The sequence below is a fragment of the Blastococcus litoris genome, assembly GCF_003075095.1.
Taxonomy (GTDB): Bacteria; Actinomycetota; Actinomycetes; order Mycobacteriales; family Geodermatophilaceae; genus Blastococcus_B; species Blastococcus_B litoris.
Map to the genome: position 1 here is coordinate 437,772 of NZ_QCZF01000001.1, position 22,740 is coordinate 460,511.

A 22,740-nucleotide genomic window follows, 5' to 3' on the forward strand; every position below is an offset into this window, starting at 1 on the left:
TCGCATGACGTTGACCGCACCCGGATCCGTCCAGGCCGATTCGTCCGCCGGTGGTCCGATCCCCCCGTGTCCCGCTCGCGGCCTCGTGTGCCGCAACTGCGGGGCGACCTTCGGCCTGATCGCCGAGCACGCCTGCGCCGAGTGCTTCGGCCCGCTGGAGGTCGACTACGACCCCGAGCTGATGAAGGCCGTCACCCGCGAGCAGATCGAGGCCGGGCCGCAGAACATCTGGCGCTACGCCGGCCTGCTGCCCGTGGGCCAGGACCCGACCGAGCGGGTGTCGCTCGACCCGGGCCTCACGCCGCTGGTGCGCGCCGACCGGCTCGCCGCCGAGCTCGGCATCACCGGCGGGCTGTGGGTGAAGGACGACTCGGCCAACCCGACGCACTCCTTCAAGGACCGCGTCGTGTCCCTCGCGGCCACCGCCGCCAAGCGCCTGGGCTACACGAAGATCGCCGCCGCCTCCACCGGCAACCTGGCCAACTCCGTGGCCGCCCACGCCGCCCGCGTCGGCCTGCCGTCGTTCGTGTTCATCCCCAGCGACCTGGAGCCCGGCAAGGTCGTGCAGTCGGCTGTCTACGGCCAGACGCTGGTCGCCGTCGACGGCTCCTACGACGACGTCAACCGGCTGACCAGCGAGCTCGCCGAGACCGACGAGTTCGAGGACACCGCCTTCGTCAACCAGAACGTGCGGCCCTACTACGCCGAGGGCTCCAAGACGATGGGCTACGAGATCGCCGAGCAGCTGGGCTGGCGCATCCCGGCCCAGGTCGTCATCCCGATGGCGTCGGGCTCGCTCCTGACCAAGGTGGACAAGGCCTTCCGCGAGCTCGCCGCCGCCGGGATCGTCGAGGCCACCGAGTGGACCGTCTTCGGCGCGCAGTCGGCCGGTTGCGACCCCATCGCGACGGCGTTCGAGAACGGCTGGGACGTCGTCAAGCCGGTCAAGCCGACCGGCATCGCCAAGTCGCTCAACATCGGCAACCCGGCAGACGGCCCCTACGCGCTCGACGCGATCCGCCGCACCGGCGGCTCGGTCGGCCGGGTCGGCGACGACGAGATCGTGCAGGGCATCCGCGACCTCGCCCGCACGACCGGCGTCTTCGCCGAGACGGCGGGTGGCGTCACGGTGGCCGTGCTGCGCCGGCTGGTAGAGGACGGCCGCCTGGACCCGGCGAAGGAGACCGTCGTCCTCAACACCGGCGAGGGCCTGAAGACGCTCGACCCGCTCGAGCCCGTCGTCGGCCCCACCCACCGCGTCGACCCGTCGCTGACGTCGGTCCGGGCGGCCGGCCTCATCAGCTGAGGGCTAGGGTCGGTACCGCTCCCCGGATCGGGCGACGTCACGTCGTCACATCCGGGTATCGGTCCTGCGTGGATGTAGCGCCACCAGGCATTTCCTGATGTACGTTCTCGCGCGGTTCGAGTTCCACGTTCGTGTCCACGGGCGGAAGAGCTAGACCCGGCACCCCCGCTCAAGAGGGCGCCGTCCGCACGCACGAACGTGGGAGCACACGTGGCACAGGGCACCGTGAAGTGGTTCAACGCCGAGAAGGGCTTCGGCTTCATCGCCGTCGACGGCGGCCAGGACGTCTTCGTCCACTACTCGGCCATCCAGATGGACGGGTACAAGAGCCTCGAAGAGGGCCAGCGGGTCAGCTTCGAGGTCGTCCAGGGCGCCAAGGGCCCCCAGGCGGACCAGGTCACCGCGGCCTGATCTCTCGCACGTCACCGAGGCCCGGTCCCCGCTCGGGGGCCGGGCCTCGGTGCGTTCCGCGGCCTCTCGCGGTGCATCCGGAGGTCCCGGGAACAGCCGGGCGGGGGACCCCGTTCTTGCACTCGCAGGGGTCGAGTGCCAGACTCATTTCTGGCACTCGGGGCTCCTGAGTGCCAATCAGGTCGGAACGGTGAGACATCGGCTCGTGGGCCGCAGGAGCGTCCACGTCGCTGATGTCGTCCGTCGCGGGCGCCGAACCCGGCCGTGCAGCGATCAATGCATGGAGGACATCACCACATGGCCAAGATGATCGCGTTCGACGAAGAGGCGCGCCGCGGCCTCGAGCGGGGCATGAACACCCTCGCCGACGCCGTCAAGGTGACCCTCGGCCCCAAGGGCCGCAACGTCGTACTCGAGAAGAAGTGGGGCGCGCCCACCATCACCAACGATGGTGTGAGCATCGCCAAGGAGATCGAGCTCGAGGACCCGTGGGAGAAGATCGGGGCCGAGCTGGTCAAGGAGGTCGCGAAGAAGACCGACGACGTCGCGGGTGACGGCACCACCACCGCCACCGTGCTCGCCCAGGCTCTCGTCCGCGAGGGTCTGCGCAACGTCGCCGCCGGCGCGAACCCGATGGCCCTGAAGAAGGGCATCGAGAAGGCCGTCGAGTCGGTCAGCGAGTACCTCCTCTCGACCGCCAAGGACGTCGAGACCAAGGAGCAGATCGCCGCCACCGCCTCGATCTCCGCCGCTGACCCCGCCATCGGCGAGCTCATCGCCGAGGCGATGGACAAGGTCGGCAAGGAAGGTGTCATCACCGTCGAGGAGAGCAACACCTTCGGCCTCGAGCTCGAGCTCACCGAGGGCATGCGCTTCGACAAGGGTCACCTGTCGGCGTACTTCGTCACCGACTCCGAGCGCATGGAGACCGTGCTCGACGACCCGTACATCCTGGTCGTCAACGGCAAGATCAGCTCCGTCAAGGACCTGCTGCCGCTGCTCGAGAAGGTCATGCAGTCGGGCAAGCCGCTGGCCATCATCGCCGAGGACGTCGAGGGCGAGGCCCTCGCGACCCTGGTCGTGAACAAGATCCGCGGCACCTTCAAGTCCGTCGCCGTCAAGGCCCCGGGCTTCGGTGACCGCCGCAAGGCCATGCTGACCGACATCGCCATCCTCACCGGTGGCCAGGTCATCAGCGAGGAGGTCGGCCTCAAGCTCGACAACGCCGACATCTCCCTGCTGGGCCGCGCGCGCAAGTTCGTCACCACCAAGGACGAGACGACGATCATCGAGGGTGCGGGTGACGCCGACCAGATCCAGGGTCGCGTCAACCAGATCCGCGCCGAGATCGAGAAGTCGGACTCCGACTACGACCGCGAGAAGCTCCAGGAGCGCCTGGCCAAGCTCGCCGGTGGCGTCGCCGTCATCAAGGCCGGTGCCGCGACCGAGGTCGAGCTCAAGGAGCGCAAGCACCGCATCGAGGACGCGGTGCGCAACGCCAAGGCCGCCGTCGAGGAGGGCATCGTCGCCGGTGGTGGCGTCGCTCTCGCGCAGGCCACGGCCGTCGCGTTCGACAAGCTCGAGCTCGAGGGTGACGAGGCGACCGGTGCCAACATCGTGCGCGTCGCGCTCGAGGCGCCGCTGAAGCAGATCGCCGTCAACGCCGGCCTCGAGGGTGGCGTCGTCGCGGAGAAGGTCCGCAACTCCGAGACCGGCTGGGGCCTCAACGCCGCCACCGGCGAGTACGTGGACCTGGTCGCCAACGGGATCATCGACCCCGCCAAGGTGACCCGCTCGGCGCTGCAGAACGCCGCCTCCATCGCGGCGCTCTTCCTCACCACCGAGGCCGTCATCGCCGACAAGCCGGAGAAGAACGCTCCGGCCATGCCCGGCGGCGACGGCGGCATGGGCGGCATGGACTTCTGAGTCCAGCCCTCTCGTAGTACCAGCACTGCCCGGCAGGGGCGGTCCGCTTCGGCGGGCCGCCCCTGTCGGCGTTCGTACAGCTCGGGGCGGGTGCACGAGATCGGGGAAGTGGGGGTCTGATCGTCGGCGCAGACCCCCACTTCCCCGATCTCGGTGTCCAAGCCACCCGACGACGCCGTACGGTGCCGCCGTGCGCCCACCTGCAGCTCCCGTGGTCGAAGGATGGATGACCGACGCGGTGGCGGGGGCGCTGCAGCGGGTCGGCTGTCCGCCGCCGAAGGCCCGGGAACTGGCCGGCCGGGCACGCATCGAGCCGCACGACGGCGAGTTGCTGCTCGTGCTGAGCGGCCACGGGACGGCCGTCGACGTGCCGGTGGAACCGGCGGCATGGGAGTACGCCGCCCAAGTCGTGGCCGGCAACGTCGCCGCCGAGAACGCGGAAGCCGTCGACCGCTCGGCCCGCGGCCAGGCCTCGGTGACCGTTCTCTGGCCCCTGCCCGATCGGCGTCAGCGGCGATGACGGCTCGCGACCCGTGGGTCGACCAGGAGATCGAGAGCGTCCGGCGAATCCTTGCGGCCGTGTCCGGCCACCTGTCCCCGTGGCGCGTGGACGGGGTGGAAGAGCTCCTGCGGAACGACGAACCGCAGGAGGCCCTGCTCGGCATCGCCTGGGATCTGGGACCCCTTCGAGATCAACTGCCCGAGCACGTCGTCCGCCTCATCCGTGAGCTCGCAGGCCACACCGACGGCGTGCACCCGGCGTTCCAGCGGTAACCGCTGTCGTCCCGCCGTGATCAAGGCCCGCTGGAGGCCCTCTCGGGGGTCGAGGAGAGGGCGCTCAGCGGGCGTTGATCACACGGGGGTCACTCCGGGGAGAAGACGCAGAACTCGTTGCCCTCGGGGTCGGCGAGGACGTCCCACTCGATGGCGTACGGCGGGCTGGTGTCGACGTCGCGCTGGCGGATGAGCGTGGCGCCCGCCGCCAGCAGCGCCGGGGTGTCGCCGATGACGTCGAAGTGCATGCGGTTCTTCGAGACCTTCGGCTCGGGCACCGGGACGATCCACATGAGCGGTCCGGCACCGGAGGGATCGACGATCGGGACCGGCCAGTCGGCCGGGCGGACCCAGCCCTCCTCCGGCGGCTGCACCGAGTCGCGCCGGACGTAGCCCATCGCCGAGCACCACCAGTCGGCGAGCGCCTGGTGGTCGCGGGCGTCGAGGCAGAGGTCCTTGAACCGAGCGGGTGACGTCGGGCCCGCGGGTGCGTCAGTCATGACCGGGGAGGGTAGGCGGCTGCCCGTGACCGTGATCATCGGGACCTCGGGCTGGCAGTACCGCGACTGGCGCGGGCTGTTCTACCCGGCCAAGCTGCCGCAGCGGCTCTGGCTGGAGCACTACGCCGAGTTCTTCGCGACGGTCGAGAGCAACAACGCCTTCTACCGGCTCCCGGAGCGCGAGACCTTCGTGAAGTGGCGCGAGCGCACGCCGCCGGACTTCCGGTGGGCGGTCAAGGCCAGCCGCTTCCTCACCCACATCAAGCGGCTGCGCGAGCCCGAGGAGCCGGTCGCCCGCCTGATGGGCCGCGCGGAGGGGCTCGAGCAGCGGCTCGACACGATCCTGCTGCAGCTGCCGCCCACGCTGAAGGCCGACACCGACCTCCTGCGGGAGTGCCTGGCGCAGTTCCCGGGCGGCACCCGGGTGGCCGTCGAGCCGCGGCACGAGAGCTGGTGGACCGACGACGTCCGGGCGCTCCTCGAGCGCTACGGCGCCGCGCTCTGCTGGGCCGACCGCGACGAGCAACCGGTCGCCCCGCTGTGGCGCACCGCCGACTGGGGCTACCTGCGCTTCCACCACGGCTACGAGGCGTGGCGCTACCGGCCCGAGACCCTGCAGCTGTGGGCCGACCGGCTGGCGTCGACCTACGGCGACGACGACGTCCTCGTCTACTTCAACAACGATCCCGGCTGCGCGGCCATCATCGACGCCGTCCACTTCGCCGACGCCGTCGTCCGGGCCGGGGGGACGCCGACCCGGGTGCCGACGGCCGACCAGGCGCTCGGGCGCGCGTGGGCCGACGGGCAGAAGACGCCGGGCGTGCCCGTCTAGAGCGAGGGCGCCTCCGCGTGCCGGACGCCGAGCTGCTCGGCCGCGTCACCGAGGACGGTCTGGACGGCGAGGGTGTCGGCCAGCGGCATGACGGCGCTCTCGGTGCGTCCGGCCCGCACGCCCTCGCTGACCTCCACCAGCTCGTGCGAGTAGCCGGCGCCCACCGGGGGCCGGGTGATCGTCTCCGGATCCGCCCCGCCGCGGTGCAGCACGATCGCGTGCGGGTGGTGGAAGCGCGGCGGGACGTCGATCCAGCCCGTCGTCCCGAAGACCCGGGCCTGGCCCGGGAGGGCGTTGCGCAGTGAGGTCATCAGGGTGGCCGTGCGCCCGTCCCCGTGGTTGAGCAGCAGCGAGGCCTCCGCGTCGGTTCCCGACGGGAAGAGCGACCCCGCGGCGACCACGCGCTCGGGCGTCCCCAGGAGCATCTGCGCGAAGGACACGACGTAGACGCCGAGGTCGAGCAGGGCGCCGCCGCCGAGCGCCAGGTCGAAGAGGCGGTCGGCCGGGTCGTACTCGCGGGCGACGCCGAGGTCGGCCTGGACCGAGCGCACCTCGCCGATCGCGCCGTCGGCGATCAGCTCCCGCATCGCGACGATCGCCGGCTGGAAGCGGGTCCACATCGCCTCCATGACGAAGACGCCGGTCTCCCGCGCCAGGTCGACGACCTCCTGCGCGCCGGCGGTGGTCGCCGTGAACGACTTCTCCACGAGCAGCGCCTTGCCGGCGCGGAGGGCGGCGAGCGCGAGTGCGTGGTGCTGCGGGTGCGGCGTCGCGACGTAGAGGACGTCGACGTCGGGGTCGGCGACGATGTCGGCGTACGAGCCGTGCGCCCGCTCGATGCCGTGACGCGCGGCGAAGGCCTCCGCCCGCTCCAGCGACCGCGAGGCGACCGCGACCGGCCGGGCGCCGTCCACCACCGGGAAGTCCTTGACGACGCTCTCGGCGATGCGTCCCGGCCCGACGATGCCCCAGCGGATCTCTGCAGTCACCCGTCAGACGCTATCCGTGGGCGGGGAGCTGATCGTTCGCGAGTCAGCAGCTCAGTGCGCAGGCCGTCGTCGCACACTGCAGTTCGTCCACCATTCCGCCCGACAGGTGGTCCGCGCGGACCTGGCGGACGAGCTCGTCGTAGCACTCCCTGGCCCGGTCGGGATGCACGCAGGCGGCCAGCACCCGCTGCGCCTCGTTCTTGCGGTGGTTGCTTCCCATCGTCTCGTTCCTCTCGCTCCGCCCTCCTCGACGTCTTCGGGGGGTGCTTGAACGGTGAGGGCGAAACGCTGTGTCGCATAAGGCGCCGTCGGAGCACAGCACTCAGGGACACTGCCAGCGTGGCCGTCCTGATCGACACCCCCGTGTGGCCCTGGCGCGGGCGGCTGTGGTCGCACCTGGTCAGCGACGTCTCCTACGACGAGCTGCACGCCTTCGTCGAGGCGGAGCTCGGCATCCCGCGGCGGGCGTTCCAGGGCGACCACTACGACGTGCCGGTCGACCTCTACGACATCGCCGTCGCGGCGGGTGCGGAGCCGGTCGAGTGCCGGGAACTCCTCGCCCGGCTGATGAAGGCCGGGCTGCGGGTCAGGAAGACCCGGCGCGGCGCCTGAGCAGCACGAGCTCGGCGGTCATGTTCGCCCGTGCGGTCGCCGTCCACGGCTGGGCCACCGGGGTGCGGTAGAGCGTCGGCAGCGACAGCAGGTGCTCGAGGACGGCGATCCGGCCGGCGGTGAACTCCTCGTCGGAGAGGTGCCCGTACTCGGCGCGGATCGCCGAGGCGTACGTGGCGTAGGCGTCCGGCGGTCCTCCCAGGACGGCGAGGTCGGCGTCGCAGAGCACCGCGCCGTTCGCGTCGTCCGGGGCGGCGTCGTGGCCGGCGGTCAGGAGCACGAGGCGCTCCACCTCCGCCAGCTGCGCCTCGTCGACCAGGCCGCGGAGGCCGGCGCGGGCCCGCTGCGCGCTGACCTCTTCGTTGTCGGTGCGCGCCGGGTCGTAGACGGCGTCGTGGTACCAGGCGGCCAACCTCACGGCGGCGAGGTCACCCGTGCCGAGCTCGCCGACGAGCCCGAGGACCGCCGCCAGGTGCGCGAGGTCGTGGTACCGGCGGTGGGGTTCGCTCCAGGCGGCGACCAGCGCTGCCCACTCGGTGCGCGAGGTGGGGGAGTCGCCGGCGAGCTGCGCCCACGCCTCGAACTCCACCAGCCCGGTCATCGGACGCCGCAGGTGCGCAGGATCAGCAGCGCGAACGCCCGCGCCGCGGTGACCACGTCGGCCAGCGGCACCTTCTCGAGCGGGCCGTGCGCGAGATGCAGGTCACCGGGCCCGTAGTGCAGCGTGGGGACGCCGGCCGCCGCGTACAGGCGCATGTCCGTGCCCGCGGCCACCGCCCGCTCCTCCGGCGTCCCGCCGCCGGCGTCGGCGACGGCGGCCTGGACGGAGGGGAGCAGGTCGTGGCCGGCCGGCAGCTGGCCGCTGGCGAAGGCGCCGCCGGTCCAGGCCAGCCGCACGGGGTGCTCGGCCAGCCAGGGGTCCGCGGCGCAGATCGCGGCCAGCCGCTCCTCGAAGGCAACCTGGGCGACCGGCACCGGCTCGCCCACCCGGACGCCGTAGCGGCCCTCGGCCATCAGCCGGTCGGGTACGGAACTGGCCCAGTCGCCGGCCCGTACCCGGCCGATCGACAGGCCGTACGGGAACGCGGCGTCGCCGAAGCGGGGGTCGGCGTCCCGCTGCCGTTCCGCCTCGAACTCCTGCAGCGCGGCGTGGACCAGCGCGAACTTCTCGACCGCGCTCACCCCCCGGTCGCGCATCGCGGCGTGCGCGGCGTGGCCCTCCACCTCCAGCCGGAACGTCAGGGCCCCGGCGCTGGCCGTCACCACCGCGCCGTCGGTCGGCTCCGGGATGACGCACACGTCTCCGACGTGCCCCCGCCGGAGGGTCGCCCAGGCGCCGAGGCCGCCGTCCTCCTCACCGACGACGCCGTGCAGCGCGACCGGGCGGACCAGCCGCACCCCGGCCGAGCGGACCGCCGCCAGCGCGGCGAGGGACGAGGCCACCCCGGCCTTCATGTCGCAGGCGCCGCGGCCGTGCAGGTCGCCGCCGGTGATGCGAGGGACGAACGGGTCGCCGTGCCAGAGCGTCGGGTCGCCGGGCGGGACGACGTCCGTGTGCCCGGCGAGCACCAGAGCGGGGCGGCCGCTCTCGGCGGCGGGCATCGTGCCGACGACGCCCCACGCCTCGGTCCGCTCGACCTCCTGGCCGGGGGCGTCGGCCGCCGTCGCCGCCTCGGCGAGGTCGATCTGCCAGCTGTCGACGTCGCAGCCGAGCTCGCCCAGCCAGCCGGCGAGCAGGTGCTGCACCTCGACCTCGGCGATCGTGCCGCCGACCGAGGGGACGGCGACCAGTGCGGCGAGCCGGTCGACCGCCCACTGCTCGTCCACCGCGTCGAGGACGCGCGCCTCCACGTCGGTCAGGTCGGCCGTCGCCCGGGTCATGGCCGGAGTCTGGCACGCGCCCCTCCCGCGTCCGGGCGGGCACGGGCGCTAGCTTGACCGCCGTGACGCAGCCCCCTCCGCCGCCCGGCTGGTACCCCGATCCCGCCGGAGGAGGCGGGCAACGCTGGTGGGACGGGCAGGGCTGGACCGAGCACCTCCAGCAGGCGGCGGCTCCACCGCCGCCCCCTGCGCCGGTCGCCGCCCCGGCGAACGGGCCCTCGCTGTACGAGCAGCCGGTCCTGCTGGTGAACCAGAAGACCAAGCTGATCGAGCTGACCAACGAGTACGCCGTCCTCGACGGCGAGGGCCGGCAGATCGGCGCCGTCGTCCAGGTCGGGCAGAGCGGACTGAAGAAGGCGGTGCGGTTCGTCTCCAACCTCGACCAGTTCCTGACCCACACGCTCGAGGTGCGCGACAGCCGCGGGCCGGTCCTGGTCCTGACCCGACCGGCCAAGCTCGTGAAGTCGCGGGTGGTCGTGCAGCGGCCGGACGGCGCCCCCGTCGGCGAGATCGTGCAGGCCAACGTGTTCGGCAAGATCCGCTTCGACCTCGTGGCGAACGGTCAGGTCGTGGGCGCGATCCAGGCGGAGAACTGGCGGGCGTGGGACTTCGCCATCACCGACGCCGCCGGTGTCGAGGTGGCTCGGATCACGAAGACGTGGGAGGGCCTGGCCCGCACGCTGTTCACCACGGCCGACCGTTACGTCGTCCTGGTGCACTACCGGCTGCCGGAACCGCTGGCCAGCATGGTGATCGCCTCCGCGCTCACCGTCGACACGGCGCTCAAGCAGGACGATCGCGGCTTCAACTGAGGGGTGCGGCGGATGGGGCTCGGCACGACAGCGGCTCCGATTCGGGGGTAGCGTCGGAGCCGTCCGGGCCGGGTGCATCGTGCCCCCGGGTGCCATTTGGTTACGCCTTCACGGACTACCGCCCCGACCTCGGTCGGGGGCCTGGAGCCGCGTTGTGCATCTCGCCGCGAGGCGGCCGTCATCCGGCCCGGACCCCAGCTCCTCGACATGCCACCCTCCGCCCTCCCGCTTAGCGTGGGCCCGGTCACAGCCGCCCGGGACGACGGGGGAGAACCATGGCCGGCACGGTGCAGCAGGGCACGGCGACGACCACCGGGGAACGGCACAGGCTGCCGATCAAGACGCTGGTCTCGGCCAGCATCGGCAACGCCGTCGAGTGGTTCGACTGGACGGTCTACGCCACGTTCGTCGTCTTCTTCGCCGGTCAGTTCTTCCCGTCGGAGAACGAGGCGCTGGCGCTGATCGGGGCGACGTCGACCTACGCGCTCGCCTTCTTCTTCCGCCCGCTGGGCGGGCTGCTGCTGGGCCGGTTCGCCGACCTCAAGGGCCGCAAGGCCGGGATGCTGTTGACGATCCTGCTGATGGCCGGTGGGTCGATGGTGATCGCGATCCTGCCGACGTACGAGCAGGTCGGGTGGCTGGCACCGGTCCTGCTGCTGCTGGCCCGGGTGGCGCAGGGGATGTCGCTGGGCGGTGAGGTGTCGAACGCGTCGGCCTACCTCGGCGAGATCGCCCCGCCGGCCCACCGCGGCCGCTACTCGGCGTTCTTCTACATCTCGACCGGCTCGGCGCTGCTGGCCGCCTCGCTGCTCGGCGTGCTGCTGACCAGCACCCTCAGCGACGACCAGCTGGAGAGCTACGGCTGGCGGATCGCGTTCTTCATCGGCGGCCTGCTCGGGCTGATCGGCATGTGGCTGCGCCGCTCGCTGGTGGAGACCGAGCAGTTCGAGGAGAACGCGGAGAAGGCCCGCGCGACGAAGAACCCGCTGCTGCAGACGATCAAGCACCACCCGAAGGCGGTCGTTCAGCTCTGCGCGTTCACGCTGCTGTCGACGCTGTCGTACTACACGTTCTTCAGCGCCCTGACCCCGTTCGCGATCAGCTTCCGGGACGCCGACAAGACCGACGTGTTCATCGCGCTCTCGATCGGCACGGCGCTGTTCGTGGCGCTCTGCTACCCGTTCGGGAAGCTGTCGGACCACATCGGGCGCAAGCCGCAGCTGCTGATCTGGTCGGGCGCGATGGCGGTGCTGATCATCCCGCTGTCCTTCCTCGTGCAGGACAACCTGCTCTCGTTGATCGTCGTCTTCTGCACCGGCCTGGGGCTGTACGCCCTGATGGCCTCCATCGCGCCGGCGATCATGAGCGAGCTGTTCCCGACGGAGCTGCGCGCCACCGGCATCGGGGCTTGGTACAACCTCACCGTCGCCGTCTTCGGCGGGACGGCGCCGCTGGTCATCACCGCGCTCTCGGACGCCGGGCACCCGTTGTGGTTCTTCGTCTACGTCGCGGTCGCCGCCGCGGTCGCCTTCGCCGTGATCCTCACGCTGCGGGAGACCAAGGGCACCGAGCTGCGCTGAGACGCGGAAGGGCCCCCGCCGGCGTCGACGGGGGCCCTTCCTGCGGGGCGGGGTCGCTCAGTAGGTCTCTTCGGTGGTGCTCCGTCGTACCGGTGCGCCCGCGGCGGGGTCGCCGTAGGCGTCGGTCCGGGTGACCCGGCGCTGACGCGGACCCCAGACGGCCAGTTCCAGCACGATGCCGAGCGCACCGACGATCATCAGGATCCAGCCGACCACCTGCAGGTCCACGCCGTTGACGTCGACGTTCAGGGCGAAGGTCAGGATGGCACCCAGCGCGAGCAGGACGATGCCGGTTCCGAGCCTCATTCGCACTCCCTTCCTCACGGCTGCGGGCGGGCCGGAGCCGACGGCTGGCGCCGCGGGGCAGCAGTTCCCGGGAGATGCGGCACCCAACCGCCTCACCTGCGGTTTCGCCTGCCGTAGTCCCCCGAAAGGGTGCGTCTGAGGTACCTCAGACGTCCGCCTAGGGCCCTCGGGGCCCGAGAAGTGCGCGGTCTACCGATGCCGGGCCCCGCGCCTCAGGGCGAACGTTGCCGTCATCCACACAGGGACGACGGAAGGCACGACGATGACTCTCCACTACAGCAACCCGGCTCTGGACTCCGAGCTCGCCTACCGGCGCGAGATGCTCATGGCGGCCGGCCGCGGCACCCGCACCAAGCGTGGCGCGTGGTTCCGCAACCGCCGGCGCGCGAGCTGACCGGCACCGTCCGGGTGAATACCGGCTCGGTCCTGTCGGAGGCCCGTGCCACGATCGACGCCGTGCCACGCTGGGACGACGCGCCGATGGTGGGACGGGCCTCCGAGCTCGCCCGCCTGCTGGCGTCCGTCGACCGTGCGGCGGCGGGCCGGGCGAGCACCGTGCTCCTGGCCGGCGACGCGGGCGTGGGCAAGACGCGGCTGCTCGACGAGCTGACCGCGCGGGCGGCCGAGCGCGGGGTGCGCGTCCTCACCGGGCACTGCGTCGACCTGGGCGACGTCGGCCTGCCCTACCTGCCTTTCGTCGACCTGCTGCGGCCGGTGGGCGACGAACCCGAGCTCGCGCCGAACTCCACGAAGAACCCGGTGCTGGCCGCACTGCTGGCCGGCCGGCCGGTCGCACCGCCCCCGGTCGACCTGCCGGTCACGACGGAGTCGCGCGACCTGAGCCGCCCGCTGCCGCACCGGGCCGCTCCCCAGCCGGCCGACGACGGGCGGCTGCAGCTGTTCGAGTCGGTGGCCGCACTCATCTGCGAGCTCGCCTCCTCCGGCCCGCTGCTGATCGTGCTCGAGGACGTGCACTGGGCCGACCGGTCCAGCCGCGACCTGCTGCGCTACCTCCTGGCGAGGCTCTCCGACGAGCCGGTCGCCGTGGTGGCCTCCTACCGCGCCGACGACCTGCACCGCCGGCACCCGCTGCGCCCGCTGCTCGCCGAGCTGGTGCGGCTGCCCGGCGTCGAGCGCCTGGAGCTGGCGCCGCTGCCCGACGACCAGGTCGGCACGCTCGTCCGCCGTCTCTCGGCTTCGGCCGGCTCGCTGCCGCAGTCGGTCGTGGACGACGTCGTGGCCCGCGCCGAGGGCAACGCGTTCTACGCGGAGGAGCTGGTGGCGGCCGGCCTGCACGGCGAGGCCCTGCCGATGGCGCTCACCGACGTGCTCCTCGCCCGGGTGGAGCAGCGGAGCCAGGGAGCCCAGCAGGTGCTCCGCATCGCGGCCGTCGCCGGCCGTCGGGTGCGGCACGAGCTGCTGGCCGCCGTCGGCGAACTCGGCGGTGGAGAGCTCGACCAGGCGCTGGCAGAGGTCGTCCACCACCACCTGCTCGTCGTCTCCGACGACGGCCGCTACCGCTTCCGGCACGCGCTGCTGCGCGAAGCGGTGATCGCCGACCTGCTGCCGGGGGAGCGGGTCCGCCTGCACGCGGCGATCGCGGCGTACCTGGCCGGCGCACCCGGCACCGGCACGGCGGCGGAGCGGGCGCACCACGCCCGCGAGAGCAACGACCTGCCCGGAGCCTTCAGTGCGTCCCTGGAGGCGGCGGACGCCGCGCGCCGGGTCGGGGCACCCGCCGAGCAGCTGCAGCACCTCGAGGCGGCGCTGGCGCTGTGGGCCGCGGTTCCCGACGCGGCCGACCGCGCCGGCCGCGACCAGGTCGCGCTGCTCGTGGAGACCGCCGCGGCGGCGCGCATGGTGGGTGAGCTGCAGCGGGCCGTCGCGCTCCTGCGGTCGGCGCTGCGCGTGCTCGGCCCCGACGGCGAGCCCGCGGCGCGGGCGCGGGTCCACTACACGCTCGCCCAGGCCATGGTGCGGGTCGAGGACGTCACCGGTGCCTACCGGGAGAGCGCCGCGGCGATGGCGCTGGTCCCCGCGCAGCCCCCGTCCAAGGAGCGCACCTGGGCCGCGGCCACCCACGCGCGGATGGGCTACTCGGTCGGGGCGATGGAGGAGGCCGACCGCGTCGCCGAGGAGGCGCTGGCCGCGGCCGACGCGCTGGGCTTCGACGGCGCCTGGTCCGACATCGCCGTCACCCAGGTGCGGGCGCGGCCAGGCGGCGACCCGGCCGCCGTGCAGGCCCGCCTCGACGAGGCGCTGGCGCGGGCGCGGCGCTCGGGCAACGTCGAGGTCGAGATGCGGGTGCTCTACAACCTCGCGACCGTCGCGTTCGAGGACGGCCGGATCGCCGAGTCGCTGGAGTGGACCCGGCTGGGCACGCGGCGGGCGAGCGACCTGGGCGCCGAGTGGTCGTACTACCCGGCGGAGCTGCGGCACCTGCAGGTGACCGCGCTGTACATGACCGGCGACTGGGACGAGAGCCTGGCCGAGGCCGACGTGCTGGCTCGCGTGCCCGAGATGTCGGCGCACGTGCGCGCCGACGGGCTGCTGGTGCTGGTCGGCCGGGGCGACCCGTCGGCGCACGAGCGGATCGACTGGGCGCGCTCGCTGATCCCGCGGCTGAACGCGCACATCCTGCTCGACCTGGTCACCGCCGCGTCGGAGATCGACCTGGCGGCCTGCGAGGGCGACGCGCAGAAGGCGGTCGACGTCGCGCTCGCCACGAACGACCGGCTGCGGCAGGAATGGGACGACGACCACCTCGGCGTGCTCCGCCTGGCCGGCACGGCGCTGGCGGCCGTGGGCGACGCCGCGGCGGCCGCGCGCAGGGACGGCGACGAGGCAACCGTCGACCGCTGGGTGCGGGCGGGGCAGCAGCTGCTGGAGGTCGCGCTCTCGGCGATCGAGGTCTACGAGCGCAACTACGGCGCGACGATGGGCGTCGAGGCGCTCGCGTGGCAGGCACGGGTGGTGGCCGAGGCGTCGCGGGTGCGCGGCGAGGCTGCGGTGGAGCTGTGGCGCGAGGCGGTCGAGGCGTTCGGCTTCGGGCACGTCTACGAGCAGGCGAGGTCGCGCTGGCGGCTGGCCGAGGCGCTGTTGGCGTCAGGTGACCGCGCGGCCGCCGCTAGGGAGGCGGAGCTCGCGCACGAGGTGGCCGTTCGCCTCGGGGCGGCGCCGCTGCGGACGGCGGTCGAGGCGCTGGCGCGGCGCGGGCGGCTCGACGTCGCCGGAGTGCGGACCGTCGAGGTCTCCGCCGTCATGACGCCCCGCGAGGCCGAGGTGCTGCGGCTGCTCGCCGCCGGCCGGACGAACCGGCAGATCGGCGCGGAGCTGTACATCAGTGAGAAGACCGCGAGCGTGCACGTCAGCAACATCCTGGCCAAGCTCGGCGCGAACGGCCGCACCGAAGCGGTCGCCATCGCCGCCCAGCGCGGCCTGCTCCCGACCGGCTGAGGACCTCCGGCCGGAGGGGGGCGACCCTCCGGCGGCGAGCGTTCGGGGCGCCGGCCACGCAACGCGCCGCCCCTTCTCGGAACAGGCGTCGATGCGGGTCAGAGGCGTCCGGGTCAGGGGCGGACCGGGGGTGATCCCTGATGACGCGGCGTCGCCTGCGCGGCCATCCTGCCGGTATGACTTCCCTCGCTCCGGCAGCCCACGGCCTCGTGGGTCCTTCGCGACCGCGCCGTTGGCCCGCTGTGGCGGCGGCCGCGTGGGTGGGCGTCTTCTGCGCGATCACGGGCGTTGCCGTGCTCTGGGCGATCGTCCGGGGCGGCTCGATGAGCGAGAACGGGGTCGTCCTGCTCGCCATCGGCCTCCGGGTTGCCACCGTGGTCATGGCCCTGGCGGCCGTGCAGGCGTGGGGACGGCTGATCCCTGCCTGGCTGCTGCTGGCCGGGCTATGGGGCGCCGCGGCCACGCAGCTCGCCTACCCCGTGGCCGAGACGGTGGTGAAGGGGCTCATCCTCGGCGGTCTCATGGATCCGATCGACAAGGGAATCAGCAACATGAGCGCCGAGGGGTGGTTCAACTTCGGCGGCACGTGGTTGATCTGGGGCGTACCGGGCGTGTTGTTCACCCTGGCGGCGCTCGACCACGGGCGGAAGGTGAGCACGCGAGGCCGGTCGGTGGCGTTGGGGATCGGCGGCGGGATCGTCCTGCTCGTCGGCCTCGGGATGGTCATCGGCTGACGTCGTCCCGGTGGCGGAGGTTCGCGAGCGCTGCGGGTGTTCCGCCCTCGGTGAATGCAGAGCTGACCTGGTTCCGCAGGAACACCACGTTCGCGAGGTCGGGGCGCGTCGAGGGGTGCAGCAGTCGCGGGTCGGAGACATCGGGCGGAACGGGCACAGGCGTCTCCGTGGGCGCCGCGCTTCGGATCCGGCGGTCGGTCAGAGCATGGTGCGGAGGCGTTCCCGGCGGGCGCGGAGGACGTCCACCGAGGCCGACGCCGACGGCGGGCCGGGCACCGACGCCCGCAGCTGCGTGTGCACCACCGCGTGCGGCTGCGACGTCCGCGCCGCGACCCGGCTGACGAGGCTGTTGATCTCCCGCCGCAGCTCGGCGGCGTCGCGCCACGAGCGGCCCGTGTCGTCCTCGTCCGGGTGGTCCTCGACGATCATGAAGTCGCCGGCGTCGGCCCGGTGGCTGGCCGCGATCCGCTGCCGCAGCTCGTCGTCCCGCTTGGCCAGCAGCTCCGCCGTCTGAGCCGGCGTGAGCAGCCCCGGGATGCCGAGGAACTCCTCGTCCTCCTCGCCGACCGCCACGGCCGGGCCGGAGCCCTCACCGGTGTGCGCCGTCCCGCTGTGCAGGACGTGGGCGAAGCGGGCGTCGGCCTCCAGCGCCTCCCACTGCTTCATCTCGCCCTCGCGCGGCTCCCGGGGCGGCAGGTCCAGCGCCTCCAGCTCCTCGTCGGGCTGGCTCCGCGGCGGGGGCATGACGTGGTTGCGCTGCTCCTCCATCGACGCGGCCAGCGACAGCAGCGGCCGCACGGCGGGGAGGAAGACGGTCGCGGACTCGTGCGGCGCCCGCGAGCGGACCACGCGGCCGACGGCCTGGGCGAAGAACAGCGGCGTCCGGTAGGAGGTCATCCACGCCAGGACGGCGGCCCTCGGCACGTCCACGCCCTCGGAGATCATCCGCACGCAGACGGCGATCCGCGCCGACCCGGTGGCGAAGCGCTCGATCTTCTTCGACGCCTTCGGGTCGTCGGACAGAATCAGCTCGGCCGCCTTGCCGGTCACCCGGCGCACGATCTTGGCGTAGGCGCGGGCGTCGTCCTGGTCGCTGGCCAGGATCAGCCCGGCGGCGTCGGGCATGCCGCTCTCGCGCAGGTGCGTGATCCGGTCGTCCATGGCGGCGATGACGTGCGGCACCCACTGGCCCTTGGGGTCCAGCGCGGTGCGCCAGGCCTGCATCTCGACCGACCGGGTCCCGGCCTCCGACAGCGAGGCGGCGACGACCTCGCCGGCGGAGTTCCGCCAGCGCGACGTCCCGGTGTAGGCGGCGAACACGACGGGCCGGACGACGTTGTCGGCCAGCGCCTCCTTGTAGCCGTACGTGTAGTCGGCGCGGCTGACCAGCCCGACGCCGCCCTCGCCGTCGTCGCCCTCGAACGTGTCCTCCTCGTAGCGGACGAAGGGGATGCGCTCGTCGGGCTTGGTGCGGAAGGGCGTCCCGGTCAGGCAGAGCCGGCGCGCGGCGAAGCCGTAGGCCTCCTCGACCGCCTCGCCCCACGAGAGGCCATCGCCGGCGTGGTGCACCTCGTCGAGGATGACCAGCGTCTTGACGGCGGTGGCGCGGGCGGCGTGCAGCATCGGCTTGCCGGCGACCTGCGCGTACGTGGTCACGTAGCCCTGGGTGCCGGCGCGCACCGGTCCGACCGCGTTCGTGAGGTTCGGGTCCAGGACGATGCCCATGGCGTCGGCGGCCTCGGCCCACTGCAGGCGCAGGTGGTCTGTCGGGGCGACGACGATGACGCGGGCGACCTCGCGGCGCGAGAGCAGCCGGGCGGCCAGCGTCAGGGCGAAGGTGGTCTTGCCCGCACCGGGCGTAGCGGTGACCAGGAAGTCCTTGGGGGACTGCTCCTCGTACTGCGCGAGAGCGGCCTGCTGCCACGCTCGGAGCGGTCGGCTGTTCGTCTGCGGGCTCGAGGCCTCCGCTCGCAATGCACTCCCCATGACTGGTCCATCTTCACTGCCGACGGCCCAACACGCCCAACCGGTCACCTGCCGCGTGCCACGGTGCACACGACGTATAGGGGCGCTACGCGAGCGTCTGACCTGCGGAAATGCGACGTCAAGAGCTGGGCGCTGTGGGGATCCTCATGCGTGAGGGACCGGAACGTCACGCACCGGCGGTCACGGCTCTCCCAGCAGCCCCGGATGGTCGCGACGGCCGGTGACGGAGGGGTCAGCTCCGCGGCCGGTGAGCGCGCCCGGCGCGTCCTCGGCGGCGGCGCGTGAGGACGAGTCGGCCCCCCGGGTGCGCGGCGAATAGGGCGGTGGCGCCGTCGGACACCCACCACGCGGGCCCGTTCTCCCCCTGCCAGGTGTCCTCAGGTGACGCCCAGTCCGGGACCCAGAGGAGGTACCGGCCCGACCGCCAGACAGCGCCGTCGACGGTGACGACCTCCCAGCAGTTCTCCAGGTTCAACGCGCGTGCCTGGACCCGCGCCCACGAGCGGTGGGCGAGCAGGCGTCGCATCTCCCTGACGCGGACCGCTCGTGCGATCCCGAACGGCGCCACGAGGGCCAGCACGATCGCCGGGGCAAGGACCCAGCCCGTCCACGCGAAGCCGTACAGCGCGTCGTCGATGATGAAGCGATCAGGATCTGCGGGGTCGTACACGACGTCGACGGCGTCACCCGACACGTAGTCGTCCGCGTACCCGCCCAGGAGCACGTCGCGGGACTGCGTCGTGCCGTTCGCGGTGAAGCGCACCGATGCTGCGCCGGTGCTCCACGTGGAGTCGGGTTCGACCTGCACGACCGTCCCGACGGTCGTCACCCCGACCGCTCGTAGCGCTTCGTCGGCCTCGATCTCCACGGCGGCAGGGACGACGACCCCGCAGACGCCAACCGTCCCGATGGCGACCAAGGTCCACGCCCGGCGCCGCACCCTGTTCAGCGCGGAGACGGTGCGCGGGTCGGCGAGTGCGCCGCCGGAGCCCGGCGGTGCCGTCGGCGTCTCGAGCTCGGGCGCTGGGGGCAGACGCCGCCGGGCGAGCTGGAGGAGCCGACCACCGCCAAGGGCGACCGGGGGAAGGCCGAGGAGCAGGCCCATGCCGACGTAGGTCTCGACCAGCGTCGGTTCGTCCGCGTCCGGCCAGCCCGACACCCGCACCTCGAACCGGCTCCCTGGCGGCTCGTCGTAGCAGTCGGACTCGCCGCTGAGGCGGTGGCCGCCCGGGTCATCCCAGACGACGTCGCAGAAGCCGTCGCCCGCTCCTCCGGTGACCGTGACGGTCGCCCAGTAGCCGGTCAGGAACAGCGAGCCGACGAAGAGCAGCCACAGCGCGCCGGCGGCCAGGAAGCCGATCGCCCACCACGGGCGAGGGGCGGATCCGGCGGGCACGCCGAGATGATCGGTCATCGGTGGTCCGAGCTGGTGCCGGCCACGCGGCTGTGCGCCCATCCACCTCTCAGCGCCGTCAGGAGGTGGATGAGCGCACAACGGCGCCGTCGAGCCGTCAGTCGGCGGGCTCGTCCACCCAGTCGGGGCCGTTGACCTCGCCCGGGCCGGCCAGGTCGGCGGCGTCGACGATCGTGTACGCGTAGCCCTGCTCGGCAAGGAAGCGCTGCCGGTGGGCGGCGTACTCGGCGTCCAGGGTGTCGCGGCTGACCACCGTGTAGAAGTGCGCCTGCCGGCCGTCGGCCTTGGGCCGGAGCACCCGGCCGAGCCGCTGGGCCTCCTCCTGGCGCGATCCGAACGTGCCCGACACCTGGACGGCGACCGCGGCCTCCGGCAGGTCGATGGAGAAGTTCGCGACCTTGGAGACGACGAGTGTGCGGATCTCGCCCTTGCGGAAGGCGTCGAAGAGCTTCTCCCGCTCGCGGTTCGTCGTCGACCCCTGGATGACCGGGCAGTCCAGCGCCGCGCCGAGCTCCTCGAGCTGGTCGAGGTAGGCCCCGATCACCAGCGACGGCTCGTCGGGGTGCCGCTCCAGCACCCGCCGGATGACCGGCAGCTTCGACTGCGCTGTGGCCGCGATCCGGTACCGCTCCTCGGGCTCGGCGACGGCGTAGGTCATCCGCTCCTCGTCGTCCAGCGAGACGCGAACCTCGATGCACTCGGCCGGCGCGATGTAGCCCTGCGCCTCGATGTCGCGCCACGGGGCGTCGTAGCGCTTCGGTCCGATGAGGGAGAAGACGTCGTCCTCACGGCCGTCCTCGCGCACCAGCGTGGCGGTGAGACCGAGCCGACGACGGGACTGCAGGTCGGCGGTGAGCCGGAAGATGGGCGCGGGCAGCAGGTGCACCTCGTCGTAGACGATCAGGCCCCAGTCCTGGGCGTCGAACAGGTCGAGGTGCCGGTACTCGCCCTTCCGGCGCGTGGTGATCACCTGGTAGGTCGCGATGGTGACCGGGCGGATCTCCTTGCGCTCGCCCGAGTACTCGCCGATCTCCTCCTCGGTCAGCGAGGTGCGGGCGATCAGCTCCCGCTTCCACTGCCGGCCGGCGACCGTGTTGGTCACCAGGATCAGCGTGGTCGCCTTCGCCTCGGCCATGGCCGCCGCGCCGACCAGCGTCTTCCCGGCACCACAGGGGAGGACGACGACCCCGGAGCCACCGGCCCAGAAGCCCTCGACCGCCTCCTGCTGGTAGTCGCGCAGGTGCCAGTCGGCCTGGTCGAGCTCGATGGGGTGGGCCTGGCCGTCGACGTAGCCGGCGAGGTCCTCGGCCGGCCAGCCGACCTTGAGCAGCGCCTGCTTGAGCCGGCCGCGCTCTGACGGGTGGACGACGATCGTGTCGTCGTCGATCCGGGCGCCGAGCATGGGGGCCACCCGCTTGGAGCGGACGACCTCCTCCAGCACCGCGCGGTCCGACGACGTCAGCACCAGCCCGTGCACCGGGTTGTTGGCCAGGGTCAGCCGGCCGAAGCGGTCCATCGTGTCGGCGACGTCGACCAGCAGCGCGTGGGGCACCGGGTAGCGGGAGTAGCGCACCAGGGCGTCGACGACCTGCTCGGCGTCGTGCCCGGCGGCGCGGGCGTTCCACAGCGCGAGCGGCGTCACCCGGTAGGTGTGCACGTGCTCGGGGGAGCGCTCCAGCTCCGCGAACGGCGCGATCGCCGCGCGGCACTCCTTGGCCAGCGGGTGGTCGACCTCGAGCAGGAGGGTCTTGTCCGACTGGACGATCAGCGGGCCGTCACTCACCAGGGATTCGTTCCTCTTCCGGAGGGGGATGCGTGTCCCCGGCAGCGCGCGCGGGCGCCAGGGGACTGCCCACCGTAACCGCCTGACGGCGTCGTTACTTCCCTGCCGGGACCCAGTCCGGGCGCAGCGGTGGGGGCGCGCCACCCGGCTTCTGCAGCAGCACCTGGTTGACGCCCAGCTTCCCGCTCTCGAAGGCCAGGGCGCTGGCGCTCATGTACAGCCGCCACACCCGCGCCCTGCCCTCGCCGGCCAGCGCCACCGCGTCGTCCCACCCCTGCTCGAGGTTGCGCACCCACGCCCGCAGGGTCAGCGCGTAGTGCCGCCGCAGGGCCTCGACGTCGATCACCTCCAGGTCTCCGGAAGCCAGGGCGCCCACCATGTCGCCGAGGGACACCAGCTCCCCGTCGGGGAAGACGTACCGGGCGATGAAGGTGTCGTTCCGCCAGGTGGTCGCCGGCGCGGCCCAGGCGATGGCGTGGTTGAGCAGCCGGCCGCCGGGCCGCAGCAGCGCGCCGAGGGTGGCGGCGTAGGCGGGCAGCTCCGAACGCCCGACGTGCTCGGCCATCCCCACCGAGCTGATCGCGTCGAACGGACCGTCGTCGACCGCCCGGTAGTCCTGCACCCGGATCTCGACCGAGCCGGTGAGCCCGGCCTCATCGACCCGCTTGCGCGCCAGCATCGCCTGCTCCTGGGACAGCGTGATGCCGACGACCCTCGTGCCGTACGCCCGCGCCGCGTGCATCGCCAGGCTGCCCCAGCCGCAGCCCACGTCGAGCAGCCGCAGGCCGGGGCGCAGGCCGAGCTTCCGGCAGGCCAGGTCGAGCTTGGCGTCCTGGGCGGCCTCCAGCCCGACGTCCTCGTCCGCCCAGACGGCGCAGGAGTAGACCATCGACGGCCCGAGGACCAGGCGGTAGAAGTCGTTGCCGATGTCGTAGTGGTGCGAGACGGCGGCGGCGTCCCGCCTCCGGCTGTGCAGCCGGCCGTACCGGCCGAGACGGACCTCCTCGGGAGGTGGTGCCGGCTCCCGGCCGACCACCCCGAGTGCCAGCCCGCTCCGCACGAGCGACAACCGGTCCGCGAGCGAGAGCCGGACGTGCCCGCCCGGTGCCAGGCGACCGGTCGAGCTCAGCGCCGCGAACGGCGCGTACAGGTCCCCCTCGACGTCGAGCTCCCCGGCGACGTAGGCGCGGGCCAGACCCACCTCGTCCGGGGCCCACACCAGGCGGCGGACCGCCCGGGGCGACCGGACGACGACCAGCGGCGCGTCGTCCGGGCCGGCCTCGCTGCCGTCCCAGGCGCGCAGCCGCACGGGCAGCGGGTCGATCCCCAGGACCAGGGCCAGGGCCGTGGCCAGTTGCTCCGCGACGGGCGTCGTCTCCGTCATGAGCGCCTCCTGCTGGACGCCGGACGCGGTGGATCTTGCACCAGCGGCCGGAGC

Annotated in this window: 22 protein-coding genes; 12 read left to right on the forward strand and 10 right to left on the reverse strand. The window is 72.9% G+C overall.

Annotated features, from left to right (window positions below):
- Positions 1-4: 4 nt before the first annotated feature.
- The 5 genes from thrC to DCS98_RS02215 all read left to right on the forward strand — a co-directional run bounded on the left by thrC (position 5) and on the right by DCS98_RS02215 (position 4,417).
- Positions 5-1,306: a threonine synthase gene (gene thrC, locus DCS98_RS02195; RefSeq protein ID WP_206340057.1), complete on the forward strand. Its 1,302-nt coding sequence runs from the start codon at positions 5-7 to the stop codon at positions 1,304-1,306.
- A gap of 210 nt (positions 1,307-1,516) precedes the next feature.
- Positions 1,517-1,717, forward strand: a complete 201-nt coding sequence (locus tag DCS98_RS02200; protein WP_116449682.1) for a cold-shock protein — start codon at positions 1,517-1,519, stop codon at positions 1,715-1,717.
- Between the two features lie 297 nt (positions 1,718-2,014).
- Positions 2,015-3,643, forward strand: a complete 1,629-nt coding sequence (groL, locus tag DCS98_RS02205; RefSeq protein WP_116449683.1) for a chaperonin GroEL — start codon at positions 2,015-2,017, stop codon at positions 3,641-3,643.
- Positions 3,644-3,869: 226 nt separating this feature from the next.
- Positions 3,870-4,163 carry a hypothetical protein gene (locus tag DCS98_RS02210; protein WP_116449684.1) on the forward strand — a complete coding sequence of 98 codons (294 nt, stop codon included), beginning with the start codon at positions 3,870-3,872 and terminating at the stop codon, positions 4,161-4,163.
- Complete coding sequence (locus DCS98_RS02215; RefSeq protein ID WP_116449685.1) at positions 4,160-4,417, forward strand: hypothetical protein; 258 nt, start codon at positions 4,160-4,162, stop codon at positions 4,415-4,417. The genes DCS98_RS02210 and DCS98_RS02215 overlap by 4 nt, the downstream gene beginning before the upstream one ends.
- 89 nt (positions 4,418-4,506) lie before the next feature.
- On the opposite strand, the gene DCS98_RS02220 is transcribed toward DCS98_RS02215, so the two are convergent.
- Positions 4,507-4,917, reverse strand: a complete 411-nt coding sequence (locus DCS98_RS02220) for a VOC family protein (RefSeq protein ID WP_116450129.1) — start codon at positions 4,915-4,917, stop codon at positions 4,507-4,509.
- Between the two features lie 25 nt (positions 4,918-4,942).
- Between DCS98_RS02220 and DCS98_RS02225 the strand changes: the two genes are divergently transcribed.
- On the forward strand, positions 4,943-5,749 hold the full coding sequence (locus DCS98_RS02225; protein WP_116449686.1) for a DUF72 domain-containing protein: 807 nt from the start codon (positions 4,943-4,945) through the stop codon (positions 5,747-5,749).
- On the opposite strand, the gene DCS98_RS02230 is transcribed toward DCS98_RS02225, so the two are convergent.
- Together DCS98_RS02230 and DCS98_RS22800 are read right to left on the reverse strand one after the other, a co-directional pair.
- Positions 5,746-6,738, reverse strand: coding sequence for a Gfo/Idh/MocA family protein (locus DCS98_RS02230; protein ID WP_116449687.1), 993 nt, complete (start codon positions 6,736-6,738; stop codon positions 5,746-5,748). The two genes, DCS98_RS02225 and DCS98_RS02230, sit on opposite strands and share 4 nt — an antisense overlap.
- A 43-nt stretch (positions 6,739-6,781) precedes the next feature.
- On the reverse strand, positions 6,782-6,958 hold the full coding sequence (locus DCS98_RS22800; protein ID WP_164704335.1) for a hypothetical protein: 177 nt from the start codon (positions 6,956-6,958) through the stop codon (positions 6,782-6,784).
- Between the two features lie 119 nt (positions 6,959-7,077).
- Here DCS98_RS22800 and DCS98_RS02235 point away from each other — a divergent pair, with 119 nt between their 5' ends.
- Positions 7,078-7,350, forward strand: a complete 273-nt coding sequence (locus DCS98_RS02235; protein ID WP_116449688.1) for a DUF4031 domain-containing protein — start codon at positions 7,078-7,080, stop codon at positions 7,348-7,350.
- On the opposite strand, the gene DCS98_RS02240 is transcribed toward DCS98_RS02235, so the two are convergent.
- Together DCS98_RS02240 and DCS98_RS02245 are read right to left on the reverse strand one after the other, a co-directional pair.
- Complete coding sequence (locus DCS98_RS02240; protein ID WP_116449689.1) at positions 7,325-7,951, reverse strand: HD domain-containing protein; 627 nt, start codon at positions 7,949-7,951, stop codon at positions 7,325-7,327. The two genes, DCS98_RS02235 and DCS98_RS02240, sit on opposite strands and share 26 nt — an antisense overlap.
- On the reverse strand, positions 7,948-9,231 hold the full coding sequence (locus DCS98_RS02245; protein WP_116449690.1) for an ArgE/DapE family deacylase: 1,284 nt from the start codon (positions 9,229-9,231) through the stop codon (positions 7,948-7,950). The genes DCS98_RS02240 and DCS98_RS02245 overlap by 4 nt, the downstream gene beginning before the upstream one ends.
- 62 nt (positions 9,232-9,293) lie before the next feature.
- On the opposite strand from DCS98_RS02245, the gene DCS98_RS02250 reads away from it, so the two are divergent.
- Together DCS98_RS02250 and DCS98_RS02255 are read left to right on the forward strand one after the other, a co-directional pair.
- Entirely contained in the window at positions 9,294-10,043 is a 750-nt protein-coding gene (locus DCS98_RS02250; RefSeq protein ID WP_116449691.1) for a phospholipid scramblase-related protein, read from the forward strand.
- A 275-nt stretch (positions 10,044-10,318) separates the two neighbouring features.
- Positions 10,319-11,623: an MFS transporter gene (locus DCS98_RS02255; RefSeq protein ID WP_116449692.1), complete on the forward strand. Its 1,305-nt coding sequence runs from the start codon at positions 10,319-10,321 to the stop codon at positions 11,621-11,623.
- Positions 11,624-11,680: 57 nt separating this feature from the next.
- Here the strand turns inward: DCS98_RS02255 and DCS98_RS02260 are convergent, their stop codons facing one another.
- Positions 11,681-11,929, reverse strand: coding sequence for a DUF6458 family protein (locus DCS98_RS02260; protein ID WP_116449693.1), 249 nt, complete (start codon positions 11,927-11,929; stop codon positions 11,681-11,683).
- A gap of 262 nt (positions 11,930-12,191) precedes the next feature.
- Here DCS98_RS02260 and DCS98_RS23825 point away from each other — a divergent pair, with 262 nt between their 5' ends.
- From DCS98_RS23825 to DCS98_RS02270, 3 genes are all read left to right on the forward strand, one after another.
- Positions 12,192-12,323, forward strand: a complete 132-nt coding sequence (locus DCS98_RS23825) for a hypothetical protein (protein ID WP_277394593.1) — start codon at positions 12,192-12,194, stop codon at positions 12,321-12,323.
- Positions 12,324-12,385: 62 nt separating this feature from the next.
- Positions 12,386-15,385: a helix-turn-helix transcriptional regulator gene (locus DCS98_RS02265; protein WP_206340058.1), complete on the forward strand. Its 3,000-nt coding sequence runs from the start codon at positions 12,386-12,388 to the stop codon at positions 15,383-15,385.
- Between the two features lie 242 nt (positions 15,386-15,627).
- Entirely contained in the window at positions 15,628-16,119 is a 492-nt protein-coding gene (locus DCS98_RS02270) for a hypothetical protein (RefSeq protein ID WP_116449694.1), read from the forward strand.
- Positions 16,120-16,317: 198 nt separating this feature from the next.
- On the opposite strand, the gene DCS98_RS02275 is transcribed toward DCS98_RS02270, so the two are convergent.
- From DCS98_RS02275 to DCS98_RS02290, 4 genes are all read right to left on the reverse strand, one after another.
- On the reverse strand, positions 16,318-18,105 hold the full coding sequence (locus DCS98_RS02275; RefSeq protein ID WP_116449695.1) for a DEAD/DEAH box helicase: 1,788 nt from the start codon (positions 18,103-18,105) through the stop codon (positions 16,318-16,320).
- A 232-nt stretch (positions 18,106-18,337) separates the two neighbouring features.
- Complete coding sequence (locus DCS98_RS02280; protein WP_164704336.1) at positions 18,338-19,501, reverse strand: DUF3592 domain-containing protein; 1,164 nt, start codon at positions 19,499-19,501, stop codon at positions 18,338-18,340.
- 115 nt (positions 19,502-19,616) lie between these two features.
- Complete coding sequence (locus DCS98_RS02285) at positions 19,617-21,302, reverse strand: DNA repair helicase XPB (RefSeq protein WP_116449697.1); 1,686 nt, start codon at positions 21,300-21,302, stop codon at positions 19,617-19,619.
- 94 nt (positions 21,303-21,396) lie between these two features.
- Positions 21,397-22,686, reverse strand: coding sequence for a class I SAM-dependent methyltransferase (locus tag DCS98_RS02290; RefSeq protein WP_116449698.1), 1,290 nt, complete (start codon positions 22,684-22,686; stop codon positions 21,397-21,399).
- Positions 22,687-22,740 lie beyond the last annotated feature (54 nt).